This window comes from Acidimicrobiales bacterium, from assembly GCA_036270875.1.
In the GTDB taxonomy this organism is placed as follows: domain Bacteria; phylum Actinomycetota; class Acidimicrobiia; order Acidimicrobiales; family AC-9; genus AC-9.
On record DATBBR010000097.1, the window covers coordinates 1 to 14,558 of the forward strand.

The following is a 14,558-nucleotide window of genomic DNA, read 5'->3' on the forward strand; positions in this document are numbered from 1 at the left end:
GCTGATACAGCGCGCCCCAGGCCGAGTTGCTGTAGCGAGGTGGTCCCCCGAGCCATTCGGCAAAGAATCGCTTCTGCCTGTTGCGGCCATTCGCGAGGTCCCTGCCGAAGAACGGTCGGATCACGGCGTCGGCCTCGAAACGGTCGTAGAGGGAGTCCACGAGCCGGTCGACGGTGCCCTGTCCACCAATGCGGTCGAACAGGGCGCGGTCCTCGAGCGGCCGAAGGCCAGGCTCGAGGTCCAAGAAGCGACGGTGGCCCACCTCCGGGTCGACACTCAAGCCTTGTCGCATCACTCCGTGACGCTATCCCATCGGTGTTCGGCGCGGCCTCAGCGACGAAACGTTCGATGAAGTCGAATCCCCTCGACCCCGCCCATAACGTCGCGGCATACGCCCAACATGGCCACCGACCGAGCTATCCCACACCGCCGGCTGAGAGACGTATGGCAGTCGAAGCGATTCGGTAGGCTTCTGATAGTGAGAGTGTTCTTGCTGGGGGGGACCGGCGCAATCGGCCGCCACGCTCTGCCGGCACTCGTCGCGGCTGGCCACGAGGTCTCCGCGCTCGTGCGGACCGCAGAAAAGGCCGCAGCGGTCAAGGCCCAGAGCGCGACCCCGGTGTTGGCGTCGATCTTCGACCGGGCTGTCCTCTTCGAGGCCGTCCGCAACCACGAGGCGGTGGTGAACCTCGCCACATCGATGCCCTCTACGGCGGCCTTCGCGTTCCGACACGCCTGGGAGCCGACCGAGCGGGTCCGCATCGGAGGCTCGGCGGCGGTGGTCGACGCTGCGCTGGCCGCTGGCGTTCCACGCCTGGTGCAGGAGTCGGTCAGCATGATTTACCCCGACTCAGGCGACCAGTGGATCGACGAGGATACCTTGCCGGACCGGTACCCCAACACAAGCGGCAACCTCGGTGCCGAGGCCAGCGCGCAACGCTTCACCAAGGCGGGCGGCACCGGGGTCATTCTCCGGCTGGGCCTCTTCTACGGCCCAGGTGCCCGCCACAGTGAACAGTTCCTCGCAATGGCACGCCACCACGTCACGCCCCTCATGGGACACCCCGAGTCGTACGTGTCGTCGATCGACGTCGCCGATGGCGGGGCAGCAGTCGTAGCGGCGCTGCAGGTTCCCGCCGGTGTCTACAACGTCGTGGATGACGAGCCGCTCACCAAGCGCGAGTACGCACAGGCGTTGGCCACCGCGGCTAGCAAGCGGCCGTGGCTGCGTGGCCCGGGTCGGCTGGCGCTACTACTCGGCAATCGACTTACATCGTTGACCCGGTCTCTGCGGGTGAGCAATCGGAGGTTCTGCGAGATCAGCAGATGGCAACCGCGGTACCCAAGTGCCAGGCAGGGCTGGGTCGCCATGGCCGAGAGCATCTACGGGGCGTCCCCAAACGCGCGGACTATCAGCGCCAAGTAGCCCGCCACCTCACTCGCCCAGAACGCCGACGGTGGGCGGCATCATGGATCCGGACCTCAGCCCCGGGGGCGTCGTGCTCGCCAGTCGACGGCGGTCACGCGGTAGAGCACGAATCTGCGATGCGGATGCCCTACGGGATACCACGGCCCATCGAAGTCGTCGTCAGTGTTGTGGCGCATACCGAGTCGGCGCATGACTGCTTGGGACTGCTCGTTGGCACTCGTCGTGTGGGACACCACCTCAGGGAGTCCAACCACCTCGAAGACGTAGTCCAGAGCCCCCGTGGCGCCCTCTGTAGCGTAGCCGTATCCCCACGCATCACGATCCAGGTGCCAGCCGATATGAACCTGCGGCGAGAAGGGAGAGTCGTCGTCCGCGACTTCCAGTCCGATGAAGCCGATAACTCGCCGGTCCTCGATGCGCTCGACAGCCCACTGGCCGAAGCAGTGCTGGTCGAAACAGGCCTCAATGTTGTCGATCAGGTCGTAGCTCTCCTGGCGAGTCAGCGGCTTGAAGCGGTAGCGCATGACCTCTGGATCGGCGTTGATCTGCGCGAAGACCTCACGGTCGTCGCCCGCCCATCGGCGGAGCAGAAGACGCTTCGTGTGGAGGGTCGGGGGTTTCATGGGCCAGCAGCACGGTAATCCGATCTGGCTCACCGTGGTCTCCATTACCGCCGGGCTCAGCTTGGGACGACCACGGCCGCGCCGTATGCCCGATCCGCGCCCGGGGCCCCGACGTCCGCTGCTCGGTACAAAGGGACGTGGAAGGACGGTTCCCGCACGACCAGCCGACACGACCGGGGTGTCCCATATTCGCGGCCTATCTCCGTGGAGGTCAGGGCGCCCCGAACGCCGGCTCCGAGGCGCGTTACCTGACCGAATTGCTCATGACCGAGCGCGGCCCACGACCTGGCTACCACTCAGTCACTCCACGACTTGTGGTGACCGATGTGGCGGCACAGGTTGATTTCCTGCGCCGGGTCTTCGGCGCTCAGCGGGAGTTCGAACCAGGGCGCCCAGCCGAGGTCCACATCGGTGACTCACTGATCATGATATCCCCAGCGACCGAGCGAGACCCGTTCCCGGGCTTCCTATACGTCTACGTCGACGACGCAGACCGATCCTACGAGAATGCCCTGAACGCTGGCGCCGTCTCGCTGGAAGCGCCGCTCGACACTCCCTATGGCGATCGTCGGGCCATGGTGCGCGATTACTTTGGGAATGTGTACCAAATCGCCCGGCCCGCAGGAGAGACCTGAACCAACGCCTTCACAACGCCCGACTTGTCTTGGTGGGGCGCACATAACGTACGCCCGACCACGCGCGCGAACGCCCCAGTACGCCGGAACCTGGTGAGCACCGCTCGTTCTCAGGAGAACGATTATTACGCGTACGGTTGAAGCCAGGAGTCGATGGTGAGTTGCCTCCACCAGGCAGGTCGGTAGCGCTTGGCCGCCCATAATGGGGGATGGACGTCACGTCTGATCCGGCAGGAGGGTGATTCGTAATGTGCACTGACTACACGGACCCAGCGCACCTGCACCAGCCAGATCCAAAGGTGTTGCACGACTTCGAGCCCCGGGTGCTCTTCGACTTGGAGCCGGTCGACGCGGTCACCGTCACCACGCTCATGGACAACGTCACCGACATCTTCATGCCCGATCAGGGACCGGCCCACCGTGCACCGATTGGGGTCGGCGGCCGCCAGCCGGCCGCCATCATGGAAGGCGGAAACGCTCCTGTGGCGCTGCTGGCCGAGCACGGGTTCTCGGTCCTGGTGACGTTGACCAAGGACAGCGTCCAGCACCAGATCCTCTTCGACGCCGGCACAACCCCCGAGGGGATGGTCGAGAACATGGGCCGCCTGGAGGTCGACCCTTCGGGCATCGAGGCCATCGTCTGCAGCCACGGCCACTTCGACCACACCACTGGGCTCGACGGCCTGATCCGCCGGCTCGGGAGGGTCAACCTGCCGGTGCTCATCCATCCCCAGTTCTGGCGCCGGCGGCGGGTGAGCCTGCCCGGACGGGATCCGATGGAGATCCCGAGCACCAGCCGAGGGGCCCTGGTCGACGCTGGCTTCGAGGTGATCGAGGAGCAGCAGCCCAGCTTCTTGTTCGATCGCTCTGTACTGGTGACCGGCGAGGTGCCACGCACCACCGGATACGAGCCGGGCTTCCCCCCACAGCAGGCCTGGGTGGACGGGCGCTGGGAACCGGACCCCCTGGTCCTCGACGACCAAGGCTTCATCGTCGACATCAAGGACAAGGGGTTGCTGGTGATCACCGGCTGTGGCCATGCAGGCATCGTCAACATCTGCCACTACGCCCGACGGCTAACCAAGGACCGACCGTTGTACGCCGTCATGGGCGGCTTCCATCTCAACGGGCCGATCTTCGAACCTCTTATCCCCCGGGTCCTCAACGACCTGGGCGCCCTGGCCCCCTCCGTGGTCGTCCCGGCCCACTGCACCGGATGGCGGGCCCAGCACGCCATGAGTGCCCGCTTCGGCGATGCCTTCATCCCCAACAGTGTCGGGACCCGCTTCGCGTTGTGATGCAGTGCAACGAACCCAACACGAAACCCAACAAGGGGGGAGCGGGCCGATACGGCCTGACCAACATCAGAAACGGTCTGACTGGGCATTCGCGTGGGCGCTGAGGGACTCGAACCCCCGACCTGCTGGTTGTAAGCCAGCTGCTCTGACCAGACTGAGCTAAGCGCCCGACAATGTGACTCTGATCCGCACTGCGTCATACGCTCCCCACTGAGTTGGGGAGCGATCCACCAGGTTAGTAATGCAGTGCCATCGGCGAGAACCCCAGCAATCTTCGCACCACGGACGTTGACCACATGCATGAGGCTGACAAGTTGACGGGTCCCCTCCGACCAATAGCCCCGTTTGTGATCGCCTTTCGGCGCTACGACCGAAGCCAGGGCGATTCGTAGCTCCAGGCTCACGCGCGCGGGATGGCAGACGTGGCCGGCCCCCTTGCCGGGTGCAGCCGGGTGGCAACCGGCAACCGTGGCCCTCGCCGAGCTGGAGGTAGCGGTCTAACTGCCCACCGGGACCTCGAGGGCCTCGGTGCCCGTCAGCCACGGGCGGCCGGCGGCGGCCAGCTCAGACCACTTGCCGAGGTCGTCGCCGGTCTGGCCCAGGTCCTCCGGGGTGGGCCCGAAGCGGTCGGCCAGGGGGAGCAACGCCGCGGTGTCGAACTGGTAGCAGGAGGCGGCGTTTCCCCCCAGCATCTGCTGGGTCTCGTCCACGGGGATGTCGTGGAAGGCGCTCCGCAGCCATTCCCTCGTGTGTGGCCACGTGCCCTCGGGGTGGGGGAAGTCGTTGCCCCACATGAGGTTGCCGACACCGATCTCGTAGCGTCGGGCCAACTCCCGCCGGCGGGTGTTGGACGCCCCGATGAAGCAGTTGCGGTCGAAGTACTCGCTGGGGCGCATGCTCAGGTGCGAGGTCAGCTGCTTGCCCAGCTTCTTGGCCGCGTGCTCCCGGTCGTAGACGATGTCCGATGTCCACAACAGATCGGGTGCCCAGAAGGCTCCGCACTCGGTGGTCACGAAGCTCAGCGTCGGGAAGCGCTCGAAGACCCCGGCCCACAGCAGGAACCACAGAGGCCGGATCGACCACCACCGGACCTCTGCCACGTAGATCCCGACGTGCTCGCCGTACGACGCCCGGTCGGCCGCCCCCGAGTGTACGTGCACCGGCATCTGCAGGTCGGCGCACGCGGCCCAGACGGCGTCGTATTTCGGGTCGTGATAGGGCTCGTGGGGCTGCCACATCGACGGGATGAGGATCCCACCGCGCAGTCCCGACTGTCGTGCCCGATGGATCTCGGCCACCGCCGCCTCGACGTCGAAGATGGGCACGATGGCCACTCCGGCCCGGCGCGCCGGGTTGGTCGAGCACAGCTCGGCCAGCCAGCGGTTGTGAGCTCGGGCCCCGGCCATGAGCAGGTCGGTGGGCACGTCGGCGCTGGCCCCCAGGCCGGCGCCGAACGGTGCCGACGCCCCGCCCGTCACCGCGTCAGCGTCGGGGAAGATGACCTCGCCGACGACCCCGTCTGCGTCGAGCTCGCGGTCGCGCCGAGCGGCGTCCCAGCCCCCGTGCAGGCCTTCGGCGTTCTCGCTCTCCCACTCCTCGGCGAACTCTTCGTTGCGCAGCCCCTGCTCGGCCAGGTCGGCCTCGACCGCGGCGCGCGCCGTGAGGTACTGCCCGAACACCTCGCGATACGCGGGGTCCAACCATTCCCGGTACTCCTCGCTCGGCAGCCCGGCATGGCAGTCCGACGAGATCACCATGTACCTGCTCATCCATGTGCTCCTTCCGCCGACACCAGCGGCGTCGTCATCCCGGTACCGCCCGCAGGTAGGTGGGATTCTCCCGCTTGAGCATCGACTCGGCCCGACCCTGGATCTGGCTGTCGGTATGGGCGCTCGGTGGCAGGATCCAGAAGTCACCAGCGACGACAGCGGTGGCGACCTGCTCCGCGACCTCATCCGGCTCGGTGTAGTTGGGCTCGATGCCGGCGGCCCGCATCTGGGCCTCGATGTCCTCGATCGTGGCGTAGGGAGTCGCCCGCGGCCGCTGCTTGGCCAGCTCCGCCGGCCGGTTGCGCCATGAGGTGAAGATCCCGGTTCGCAGCATGTTCGGTCCGGGGAACAGGACCGAGGCACCGATCGGCGCCCCCGAGTCCTGCAGCTGGGCGTAGAGGCACTCGGTAAGGGTCACCACGGCAGCCTTCGTCACCGCGTACTGGGGAGTGCCAGGCAGCGGCGACACGCCCCCGTTTCCCGATGACGTGTTCACCACGTGGCCTGCCTCGCCGCCGGCCAGCATGACGGGCACGAAGGCGTTGATGCCATGGATCACGCCGTACACGTTCACGCCGAACGCCCACCGCCAGTCGTTCAGCTCGTGCTCCCACAGCGCCCCCTCGGCGCCGGCGCCGATCCCGGCGTTGTTGCACACCAGGTTGACTGAACCGTAGCGCTCGAGCGTGCGGTCGCGGAGCGCCTCGACAGACTCGTAGCGGGCCACATCCGTGAGGACCCCTGTCACCTCGAGTGACTGAGAACCCAGCTCAGCGACGGCCCGATCGAGGGCCCCCTGCTCGACGTCGGCGAGCACCACCTGCATCCCCGCCCGGGCGAACCGCTCTCCCATGGCCCGGCCGATCCCGCCGGCACCGCCGGTGACGACGGCGACCCCCTCCAGCTCCACCGCGCTACTCCTCGCCCACCGGCGACAGGTCGTCGTAGCGCTGGTGGACGAAGGGCCGGAGCCACTCCCCCGGCACCGTGCCGTGGATCTCGCCCCGCTGGACGCTGCTCCGCTCGCCGAGGAGGATCGGGCCAGGCCGGCGCACGGGCAGGTCCGCCACCGGGTCGAAGCGCGACTCGCGCAGGATGACCTCGCCGTCGACACCCTCGAGCTTGCGGGTCTGCTCTCGCCGATGGCAGTACACGAGCGCCGGGTCGGTATCGAAGCCCTTGCCGTCAGGCGACGGGAGGAACTTGAAGTAGAAATCTGTGCGGTTCTCCTCCGCCGGCGGCTCCAGCTCTCCTGCCACGTGCCCGGTCACGGTGACGATGTCCGCGCCCATGCGGGAGATGCGGCCCGTCACCCGGTCGCCGTCGCGCTCCAGGGTGACCTGTCCGAGCTTCTTGGGCTCACCGAAGGTCTCCCGTCCCCCGATCACGGACTGTTCGGTGGTCATGGGCATCAGCAGGGCGTAGTAGCCGTCGGTCCCCTCGTGCCGAGCGCGCACCGAGAAGCTGCCGGCGCCAAAGGTCGGATAGCCCGAGATGTCGACGGTGGCGATCGTCACCTTCACCTGCGGTTCGCCACCGGGCTCGATCGGCGGCGGCAGCACGGCGGCGATGACGTCGGGATCCGTCAGGTAGGTGGCGACGAGCGTCGTCGCCCACACGTCGACCGAAGTCGCCTCCACCTCCCGGTTACGCAGCTGCTCCTCCGACCTCGCTCCGTACCTGACCTTGGCCATCACGCCCCCTTGCGTCAATCAGCCGGCGAACGCCGGACACCGCTTGGCCTCTGCTGGGATCTCCTCGACCGGCAGGACCTGGTCGATCTCCTCGTGGGTCGGGCCCACACGCGCCCCCACCTCGGCGAGACGGGCCATATCGAACTGGTAGAGCTCGGCCGCGTTGCCGCCCAGCATCTGCTGCACCTCGGCCGGGTCGATGCCCGCAAAGGTACGCCGGAGGGCGGCCCGGCTGAACGGAAAGCTCGACTCCCTGTGGGGGTAGTCGCTTCCCCACATGATCTTGTCCAGCCCGACGACGTCGCGTAGCGCAGCCTCCGCCGGACGCATGAAGCTCGACCCGACATGACACTGCCGCGCCCAGTACTCGCTCGGACGGAGGGAAAGCTTGCCGACGACCTGGGCGCCCCACTCCTGCTCCTGCGAACCCGTCGACGAGCCCATGCGCGAGAAGAAGTAGTCGAGGGTTCCCAGCGTCTCGGGGATCCACGAGGTTCCCTGCTCGGTGAACACCAGCTGCAGCGAGGGGTGGTCCTCGAGGACCCCTCCGAAGATCAGGTGCCAGAGCGCGCGGTGGGCCCACCAGGTCACCTCGAGCAGGAACATCACGTTGTCGACGGGCTGGTCGCCCAGCGGCGGCACCGCGCTCCCGCTGTGATGGTTGAGCGGCAGACCCGTGTCGGCGCACGCCTTCCAAAGCGGCTCGTACACCGGTGAGTACAAGGGCTCGAGCCCCGATCCGGGGGGCGCGCCAGGAAGAAGTATGCCGCCTGTGAGCCCGGCCTCCGCCGCCCACTCGACCTCCCGAACAGCGGCGTCGACGTCGTGCAGCATGATCTGGGCGATCCCGGCCCGCCGACCAGGAGCGGCGGCGCAGAAGTCGGCCAGCCAGCGATTGTGGGCCCGCAGCCCGGCCCACCGCAGCCCGAGGTCGCCGTCGGTCGCCCCCGGCATCTGCACCTTGAGCGAGGGTTCGGGGTAGAAGGGTGGGATCGTGTTGGGGAACACGACCTCGGCGACGATGCCGTCGCGCTCGAGGTCGGCCAGCCGGCGATCGTGATCCCAGTTCCGGCCGCCATCGTCGCCCATGAGATCCTCGTAGGGGATGGCGTAGTCGCGGGCCCAGGTGTCGAAGCGCTCGTGGTAGCGGTGCTCCAGATAGTCCTTGTACTCGTGCAGCTCGGCTCCGCCATGACAGTCGGCCGAGATGATCACGTAGTGGTCCATGACAATGTAGCATTGTTACATGGGTGGTCGAAAGGGTCAACCCGGTCGAGCTCGAGGGCCGCGACCAGGCACCCGGGACGTCACGTTGTCGCGCGACCACGTCCTGGACACCGCCTTCGAGATCCTCGAGAGCGACGGGATCGAGCGGCTCACCGTCCGCGCGCTGGCAGCCAAGCTGGGGGTCGCCGTCACCGCCATCTACTGGCACGTCGGGGACAAGCAGGCCGTCCTCGACGGCCTCGTGGAGCGGATCATCGCCCAGCTGGGACCGGTCCAGGTCCGCGGCCGCGCCCCCGAGGCACGGATCATGTCGATCGGCCGCTCGCTGCGCCAGACGCTGCTGCGACAACCCGACCTGGTGGCTGTGGTCCATCGACAGGGCCGGACGGCGGCGCTCTTCCAGCCGGCCCGGCAGGTGCTGGTCCGCGAGCTCGCCGGGGCCGGTCTCCACGGCGCCGACGCCGCCCTGGCCGTCCAGGCCGTCCTCAACCTGATCATCGGCTCGGTCCTCGTCGACCGGCAGCTCGAACGCCAGCCGGCCCAACAGCAGACCCCCGAGGAGCTCTGGACAGCAGATGACGTACCCGACGCACCCGAGCTCCTCGAGCACCTCACCCACCCCGTCGACGAGGAGAAGGTGTTCGACTTCTCCCTCGGAGTGCTCGTCCGGACACTCGTGCGCGGGTGAGCGCCAGGCCGCTGGCGTCGGGCTCGATCTCGATCCGCCTCTACCCCCATACCGACCTGCCAGCATCAGCCATCGTCGACGAGCTCCGGGCCCAGGCCGCCCTGGCCGACGAGCGTGGTTTCGACGGGGTCATGACGAGCGAGCACCACGGTGGGCTCGCCGGTTACTCGCCCAATCCGCTCCAGCTCGCCGGGTGGCTGCTCGAGGCCATGCATGGCGGCTGGGCGGCGGCGTGCCCCCTCCTGCTCACCCTGCGGCCAGTGGCACTGGTGGCCGAGGAGGTGGCCTGGCTCGCCGCCCGCTTTCCCGAGCGGGTCGGCGTCGGGGTGGCGGCGGGTGCCCTGGCGAGCGACTTCGAGATCATGGGCGTGGCCCATCATGACCTCGCGGCGCGGTTTTCCAGGTCGCTCGGCGAGCTGGCCAGGATGCTCGGGGGCACCAGCCTCGGCCGCCTCGCCGACGATCCGGCCATCGCCCGCTGCCGCCTCCATCCCGTGCCCGTCGTCAGCGCGGCCATCGGCCTCACCGCCGCCAGGCGGGCCGCCGACGCGGGCGTCGGCATCGTGCTCGACTCGCTGGCCACCACCGAGCGCTGCCGCCGGCTCACCGACACCTACCGCCAGGCCGGGGGCACCGGGCCTTGTGTCCTCATCCGCAGAGCCTGGCTTGGCGATCCGCCGCGCGATCGCCTCGAGCGCCAGGTCGACGTCTACCGCGGCTATGCGTCGCCCGCCGCCCAGTCGCATTGGAGTAGCGACCAGCTCGTGAGCGGGACCGACGCCGGCCTGCTCGCTGACCAGCTGGCCGACACCGCTCGCCGGGCCGGCGCCGACACACTCAACCTGCGGGTGCAGGTCCCCGGCGTGTCGCCAGCCGACGCTCGAGGCCAGATCGTGCGCCTCGGAGACGAGGTGCTACCGGAGCTCCGCCAGCAATGGCCGTTACCAGGGGCGCCTGACCAGGGCAGTTAGACTCCCGGCCGTGCGCTCGCCGACACGGACGCTCTACCTGGGTCTCGACGCCTGCGACCTGGACCTCGCCAAGGAGTTCGCGGCGGACGGTGACATGCCCTCGCTGGCCGGCCTGTTGGACACGGCGGCGGCGGTCGAGACGGTGGCGCCGCTCGGCTCCTTCGTCGGCGGCAACTGGCCGACGATCTGCTCGAGGATGAGCGAGCGCGGGAACGCCGTCGCCGGCCGGGGCTAGCCCGAGATGGACAGTGCCCGGCTGGAGGCCTTCAGCGACGGGGTCTTCGCCGTGGCCATCACCCTGCTCGCCCTCGACCTGGTGGTGGCGGGACCCGGCCACGGCACCCTCGCCCATCAGCTCGCAGACAAGTGGCCCGCGTTCGCCGCCTACTTCATCAGCTTCCTGACCATCGGCATCATCTGGGTCAACCACCACACGATCTTCAAGAACCTGGCCGACATCGACCGGACCCTTCTGTTCCTCAACCTCCTGCTGCTCTTCTTCGTGGTGAGCATCCCCTTCGCCACCTCGACGATGGCGACCTACCTGACCCTGGGCGGCACCGACTCCCACATCGCCGCCGCCATGTTCATGGGGGCGTACGAAGGCATGTCGATCGCCTTCGCCCTGATCTTCTGGTGGTCGATCCGCCACGAGCACCTGAAGGTTCCCCTGCCTCCCGCCGACGCCCGCCGGGCCATGGTCCGGTTCGGCATGGGTCACATCTTCTATATCGCGGGGATCGGCATCGCCTTTGTCAGCGCGACCGCCACGCTCGTCATCAGCGCCGTCGTCGCCGCCTACTACGTCGTCGAGCAGACCCCCAGGCGGGACGCGGCAGCGGACGCGGGCTAGAACGGTCACACTTCCGCTACCAGACTCGGTCTGACCGACGAGCGTGAAGGTAGTGCGGGGTCGCGCCAGCCCCGGCGAACGCCGACGGCAGACAGCGGCGCCACTGGGGCTAGGCCGTCATCTGGGCTGGAGGGTTCTTCGGGGGACGCCCGCGCTTGCGCTTGAACGGCAGGATGCGGCCGTTGGCCAGGAGCTGGCCGCCCCAGACACCCCAGGGCTCGCGCCGGCCGAGCGCACCCTCGAGGCACGGGCCGGAAAGCGGGCAGCCGGCGCAGATGGCCTTCGCCCGGGCGATGTCGTCGAGCTGTTCGGAGAAGAACAGCTCGACCATGCCGGCAGTTCCGTCGCGACAGCTGGCCTCGTCCCAGTCGGCGCCTGACCGCGCGTCGGTGAGCAGGGCCTCGATGCCTCTGGCTTCTTGGGCTGCGGCGAGCATCTCGCCATCCCCTTTCGGTCAGGATCGGATCTCCAGACAGCCGCAGCGAGCTGCACGGAGGGAAACAAAAAGGCCGCCGGAGATTCCGGCGGCCTCTGAGCCAAGCTCTGGAGCGGAGGATGTCTATCCAGTGGCTGCTCCAGGCGGGCTCGTCGGCCGCACGGCCTTAGAGGCGTTGGCGGTCATACGCCCCTTGTGGTCTGCCGCAAAGGGCGAGAGGGGGTGACCGCCGCCCGGCCGCGTCCAGATGAGGGCGTGGCGACCGGCCGTGAGGTCGATCACAGCGACGTTCTGCATCAACGCGCTCCCTCTTGCCTGGCGCGAGGACCTTCCCCGCAGCAGCCATCCGACCACGACCCCCGGGGCACCGTCAACCGATTTTCCGGTCCGGCCCGATCACTCCCCCGGCAGGGACACCCTCGCCGTCACCAGGGGGCTCAGCAGCGCCGAGGTGGCCGCCGCCACTGGCGCCCGGCGGTCGGCATGGCCCAGGGCCACCAGCGCACGTCCCCGAGCGTCGACGATCGCCGCACCGGCCTCGAGGCACACCAGCGTGCCACCCAGATAGTCCCAGGGGCCCTGGCCGGAGCGGCTGCAGTCGACATAGGCGTCCACGGTTCCCTCGGCGACGGCGCACAAGTCCAGGGCGGCGGCTCCCAAGGCCCGGAACTGCCCCCAGCCGAGGTGGCGCGCCGGATACCCCGACAGGGCGACGACCGCTCGGTCGAGGATCTCGCACCCCGACGCCGTGAGCGGCCGCCCGGCTCGCCGGGCCCCGCCCCCGCGCACCGCCTCGAACCGGACGCCGCTGGCCTGGTTGGCCACCACCGCGACCCGTGGACCCTCCGCATCGACCGCGCACAGGCTGGTGGCGTACCACGGCAGCCCGTGGGCAGCGTTGGTCGAGCCGTCGACAGGATCCAGCACGGCCACGACGGGGCGCCCCATCCCGGCCAGGCCCGACTCCTCGCTCAGCACTCCCAGGCCCGCTTCCAGGAGGATCGGAACGGCGGCCGCGTCAGCGACCAGGTCCGACCGGTATTGGCTGGGCCGGGTGCCGGCCAGACCCCAGTCGTCGAGGTCGGCCAGGGCCGCGGCCACGGCCGTCACGGCCTCGTGGAAAAGCTCCAGCAACTGGTCGTCGTCCACCGGTGGGCGACGTTAACCGCGCGAGAGTCCTGCGACCCACCCCCCCACTAGGCTGGCGGCTCGTGGCGGTCATCGACGTCGCTGGCTATGTGGCCGAGCTCAAGGACCACGCCGTGGACCACGGGTTTCACGTGCACGACGAGCGGCATTTCGTGGAGACCTACTCACTGCGCCAGGTGTGGGAGGTCGACCTGCACCCCGAGGAGGGCTGCGGGGGACCGCTGGATCTCCACCTTGCCCTGGAGGTCGACCCCCGCGTGCTGCTGTCGTTCGAGGACGCCGTCGTGGACCTGCCCGAGGACTCCGACCCGGCCGACGAGTTCCACTTCCCCCTGACGTTCACGTGGGCGCTCCCGCCGCTTCCGAGCGGCCCCGACCTTCTCCGCCTGGCCATCGATCTCGCCGGGGTGGGGGGCCTCGAGCTGCCGCTGGAGGCGTCGGCGATCGACTCCTTCGCATCGGCCACCGACGCCCCCGAGCGGCGCCTCACGGTCGTGGCCCGTCATCAGGTGTCCCTGGCGCGGGTCCTCGCCGGCGAGGAGCTGCTCTGTGAGGTGTTCGACCGCTCGCTGGCGGTGAGCCGGTTCCTGCTCGAGGCAGCACCCGCTTGGCTCGGAGAGTAGGTTCCCGGGGCCCACGCATGCATGGCCGACCTCGAAAGGTGACGATCGGCCTCTCGGTGCTGGCGCTAGGGTCCCTCGCCGTAGTGACCGGCTGCAGCGGGAACCCGGACACCACCGCCAAGCAGGCCTGTCAGCACGTGGAGCGCTCGCTGCGCCTCTATGCCCAGGCGTCGTCCGAACCCGATCCCGCCGCCGCCGATCGTGAGCGGGTTGGTGCCCTCGTCGAGCTGAGGACTGCCCTTCCGTTGGCGTCCGTGGCGGCGGCCGGCTCGGGACAGTGGGAGGCGCTGCGAACGACCCTGAGCGAAAGCCCGAACGTCGACGAGAGTCGCCTCGTGCACGCGCTCACCCAGCAGTGCCAGAGCGCGCTGTCACCCCCGAGCGCCCGCACCTACTGACTCACGAACCGGGCCGCGAGCGCCGCCTACCATTCCCCTACCTCATCGAAGAGGTCGCACGTAAGGGAGGACGGGATGCGGCGCCTGGTTGCCACGACCGGGCTGCTCACCATGGCGGTGGCGGCCGGGTGCGGCGGCGGCTCGTCGGGGTCTGGGCAGAGCTCGTCGGCCGACATCGCCTCCGCCGCTCGCATCAACCTCCGACAGCGCGACTTTCCCGCAGGCTGGCAGGCTCACCCCAACCCGGTGAGCGCGGCGGCCAACGCCAACGTGGAGCGCACCCTCTACGGCTGCCTGGCGACGCCGCCTCCCGAGTCGCACACGACCGCCAACGTCAACTCCCCCGCCTTCGTCCTCAGCGCCCAGCAAGCCAGCTCCAACGTCAAGGTCGCCCACACGACGGCCGAGAGCCAGGCCGACTACCGGGTCCTCGCCCAGCCGACCTTCGGGGAGTGTGCCCGTCGGGTCCTGCTGAGCACCCTGCCCGGAGCCCTACCCGCCGGGTCCACTGTGACCTCGAGCGCGGCGAGGACCGTGCCAGCCACGGCTCCCGCGGGCGACCAGGTGACGGCGACCGCCGTCACCGTCAACGTGGTCGTCCAGGGAGGCCGGACGACGGTCGACGCCGGGTTCACCAGGATCCTCCGGGGTCGAGCCCTCGTCGCCGTGCAGACGATCGGCCTGGGTCAGCCCTTTCCGGCCGACCTGGGGCGGGCGATCGTGTCCAATGTCGAGAACAGAGCCAATCAGCTACCTGCCTAGGAG

18 protein-coding genes and 1 tRNA gene are annotated in these 14,558 nt (G+C 68.9%); 10 read left to right on the top strand and 9 right to left on the bottom strand.

Translation table 11 applies throughout. The annotated features are described in order from the left end of the window. On the bottom strand, positions 1–292 hold a 292-nt coding region (locus VH112_10820), incomplete at its 3' end, for a hypothetical protein (protein HEX4540727.1). 186 nt (positions 293–478) lie between these two features. On the opposite strand from VH112_10820, the gene VH112_10825 reads away from it, so the two are divergent. Beyond that, the gene (locus VH112_10825) at positions 479–1,426 is read left to right on the top strand and encodes an NAD(P)-dependent oxidoreductase (GenBank protein HEX4540728.1); all 948 of its coding nucleotides are present in this window, start codon (positions 479–481) and stop codon (positions 1,424–1,426) included. Positions 1,427–1,482: 56 nt separating this feature from the next. On the opposite strand, the gene VH112_10830 is transcribed toward VH112_10825, so the two are convergent. Then, a complete protein-coding gene (locus VH112_10830) occupies positions 1,483–2,097 on the bottom strand; it encodes a GNAT family N-acetyltransferase (protein HEX4540729.1) in 615 nt (204 codons plus the stop codon). A 272-nt stretch (positions 2,098–2,369) separates the two neighbouring features. Between VH112_10830 and VH112_10835 the strand changes: the two genes are divergently transcribed. Both VH112_10835 and VH112_10840 read left to right on the top strand, forming a co-directional pair. After that, positions 2,370–2,687 carry a VOC family protein gene (locus VH112_10835; protein HEX4540730.1) on the top strand — a complete coding sequence of 106 codons (318 nt, stop codon included), beginning with the start codon at positions 2,370–2,372 and terminating at the stop codon, positions 2,685–2,687. 248 nt (positions 2,688–2,935) lie between these two features. After that, complete coding sequence (locus tag VH112_10840; protein HEX4540731.1) at positions 2,936–3,985, top strand: MBL fold metallo-hydrolase; 1,050 nt, start codon at positions 2,936–2,938, stop codon at positions 3,983–3,985. A 94-nt stretch (positions 3,986–4,079) separates the two neighbouring features. Here the strand turns inward: VH112_10840 and VH112_10845 are convergent. The 5 genes from VH112_10845 to VH112_10865 all read right to left on the bottom strand — a co-directional run bounded on the left by VH112_10845 (position 4,080) and on the right by VH112_10865 (position 8,675). Then, a tRNA-Val gene (locus tag VH112_10845) sits at positions 4,080–4,154 on the bottom strand. 328 nt (positions 4,155–4,482) lie between these two features. Continuing rightward, positions 4,483–5,754: an amidohydrolase family protein gene (locus VH112_10850; GenBank protein ID HEX4540732.1), complete on the bottom strand. Its 1,272-nt coding sequence runs from the start codon at positions 5,752–5,754 to the stop codon at positions 4,483–4,485. Positions 5,755–5,788: 34 nt separating this feature from the next. After that, entirely contained in the window at positions 5,789–6,664 is an 876-nt protein-coding gene (locus VH112_10855; GenBank protein HEX4540733.1) for an SDR family NAD(P)-dependent oxidoreductase, read from the bottom strand. A gap of 4 nt (positions 6,665–6,668) precedes the next feature. Next, positions 6,669–7,448, bottom strand: coding sequence for an acetoacetate decarboxylase family protein (locus VH112_10860; GenBank protein ID HEX4540734.1), 780 nt, complete (start codon positions 7,446–7,448; stop codon positions 6,669–6,671). Positions 7,449–7,466: 18 nt separating this feature from the next. After that, entirely contained in the window at positions 7,467–8,675 is a 1,209-nt protein-coding gene (locus VH112_10865; GenBank protein HEX4540735.1) for an amidohydrolase family protein, read from the bottom strand. A 19-nt stretch (positions 8,676–8,694) separates the two neighbouring features. Between VH112_10865 and VH112_10870 the strand changes: the two genes are divergently transcribed. The 4 genes from VH112_10870 to VH112_10885 are packed head-to-tail and all read left to right on the top strand — an operon-like array spanning position 8,695 to position 11,187. Further along, positions 8,695–9,363, top strand: a complete 669-nt coding sequence (locus VH112_10870) for a TetR family transcriptional regulator (protein HEX4540736.1) — start codon at positions 8,695–8,697, stop codon at positions 9,361–9,363. After that, positions 9,360–10,334, top strand: a complete 975-nt coding sequence (locus VH112_10875; GenBank protein ID HEX4540737.1) for an LLM class flavin-dependent oxidoreductase — start codon at positions 9,360–9,362, stop codon at positions 10,332–10,334. The genes VH112_10870 and VH112_10875 overlap by 4 nt, the downstream gene beginning before the upstream one ends. Before the next feature lie 10 nt (positions 10,335–10,344). Beyond that, positions 10,345–10,569 carry a hypothetical protein gene (locus VH112_10880; protein ID HEX4540738.1) on the top strand — a complete coding sequence of 75 codons (225 nt, stop codon included), beginning with the start codon at positions 10,345–10,347 and terminating at the stop codon, positions 10,567–10,569. A gap of 6 nt (positions 10,570–10,575) precedes the next feature. Further along, positions 10,576–11,187 carry a TMEM175 family protein gene (locus tag VH112_10885; GenBank protein HEX4540739.1) on the top strand — a complete coding sequence of 204 codons (612 nt, stop codon included), beginning with the start codon at positions 10,576–10,578 and terminating at the stop codon, positions 11,185–11,187. 109 nt (positions 11,188–11,296) lie between these two features. Here VH112_10885 and VH112_10890 read toward each other — a convergent pair whose 3' ends face one another. Beyond that, a complete protein-coding gene (locus VH112_10890) occupies positions 11,297–11,623 on the bottom strand; it encodes a WhiB family transcriptional regulator (GenBank protein HEX4540740.1) in 327 nt (108 codons plus the stop codon). A 396-nt stretch (positions 11,624–12,019) separates the two neighbouring features. After that, on the bottom strand, positions 12,020–12,772 hold the full coding sequence (locus tag VH112_10895; GenBank protein HEX4540741.1) for an inositol monophosphatase family protein: 753 nt from the start codon (positions 12,770–12,772) through the stop codon (positions 12,020–12,022). A 62-nt stretch (positions 12,773–12,834) separates the two neighbouring features. Between VH112_10895 and VH112_10900 the strand changes: the two genes are divergently transcribed. The 3 genes from VH112_10900 to VH112_10910 all read left to right on the top strand — a co-directional run bounded on the left by VH112_10900 (position 12,835) and on the right by VH112_10910 (position 14,555). After that, the gene (locus VH112_10900; protein HEX4540742.1) at positions 12,835–13,395 is read left to right on the top strand and encodes a hypothetical protein; all 561 of its coding nucleotides are present in this window, start codon (positions 12,835–12,837) and stop codon (positions 13,393–13,395) included. 38 nt (positions 13,396–13,433) lie between these two features. Then, positions 13,434–13,793 (top strand): hypothetical protein, encoded by a 360-nt coding sequence (locus VH112_10905; protein HEX4540743.1) that lies wholly within the window; start codon positions 13,434–13,436, stop codon positions 13,791–13,793. 75 nt (positions 13,794–13,868) lie between these two features. Then, the gene (locus tag VH112_10910) at positions 13,869–14,555 is read left to right on the top strand and encodes a hypothetical protein (protein ID HEX4540744.1); all 687 of its coding nucleotides are present in this window, start codon (positions 13,869–13,871) and stop codon (positions 14,553–14,555) included. Positions 14,556–14,558: the final 3 nt, after the last annotated feature.

What these genes read in the sequence shown, in the direction of transcription:
- VH112_10860 (HEX4540734.1), bottom strand. Translation starts at nt 7,448, where the DNA reads ATGGCCAAGGTCAGGTACGGAGCGAGGTCGGAGGAGCAGCTGCGTAAC.
- VH112_10910 (HEX4540744.1), top strand. Translation starts at nt 13,869, where the DNA reads ATGCGGCGCCTGGTTGCCACGACCGGGCTGCTCACCATGGCGGTGGCG.
- VH112_10890 (HEX4540740.1), bottom strand. Translation starts at nt 11,623, where the DNA reads ATGCTCGCCGCAGCCCAAGAAGCCAGAGGCATCGAGGCCCTGCTCACC.
- VH112_10865 (HEX4540735.1), bottom strand. Translation starts at nt 8,675, where the DNA reads ATGGACCACTACGTGATCATCTCGGCCGACTGTCATGGCGGAGCCGAG.
- VH112_10850 (HEX4540732.1), bottom strand. Translation starts at nt 5,754, where the DNA reads ATGAGCAGGTACATGGTGATCTCGTCGGACTGCCATGCCGGGCTGCCG.
- VH112_10840 (HEX4540731.1), top strand. Translation starts at nt 2,936, where the DNA reads ATGTGCACTGACTACACGGACCCAGCGCACCTGCACCAGCCAGATCCA.
- VH112_10870 (HEX4540736.1), top strand. Translation starts at nt 8,695, where the DNA reads ATGGGTGGTCGAAAGGGTCAACCCGGTCGAGCTCGAGGGCCGCGACCA.
- VH112_10830 (HEX4540729.1), bottom strand. Translation starts at nt 2,097, where the DNA reads ATGGAGACCACGGTGAGCCAGATCGGATTACCGTGCTGCTGGCCCATG.
- VH112_10885 (HEX4540739.1), top strand. Translation starts at nt 10,576, where the DNA reads ATGGACAGTGCCCGGCTGGAGGCCTTCAGCGACGGGGTCTTCGCCGTG.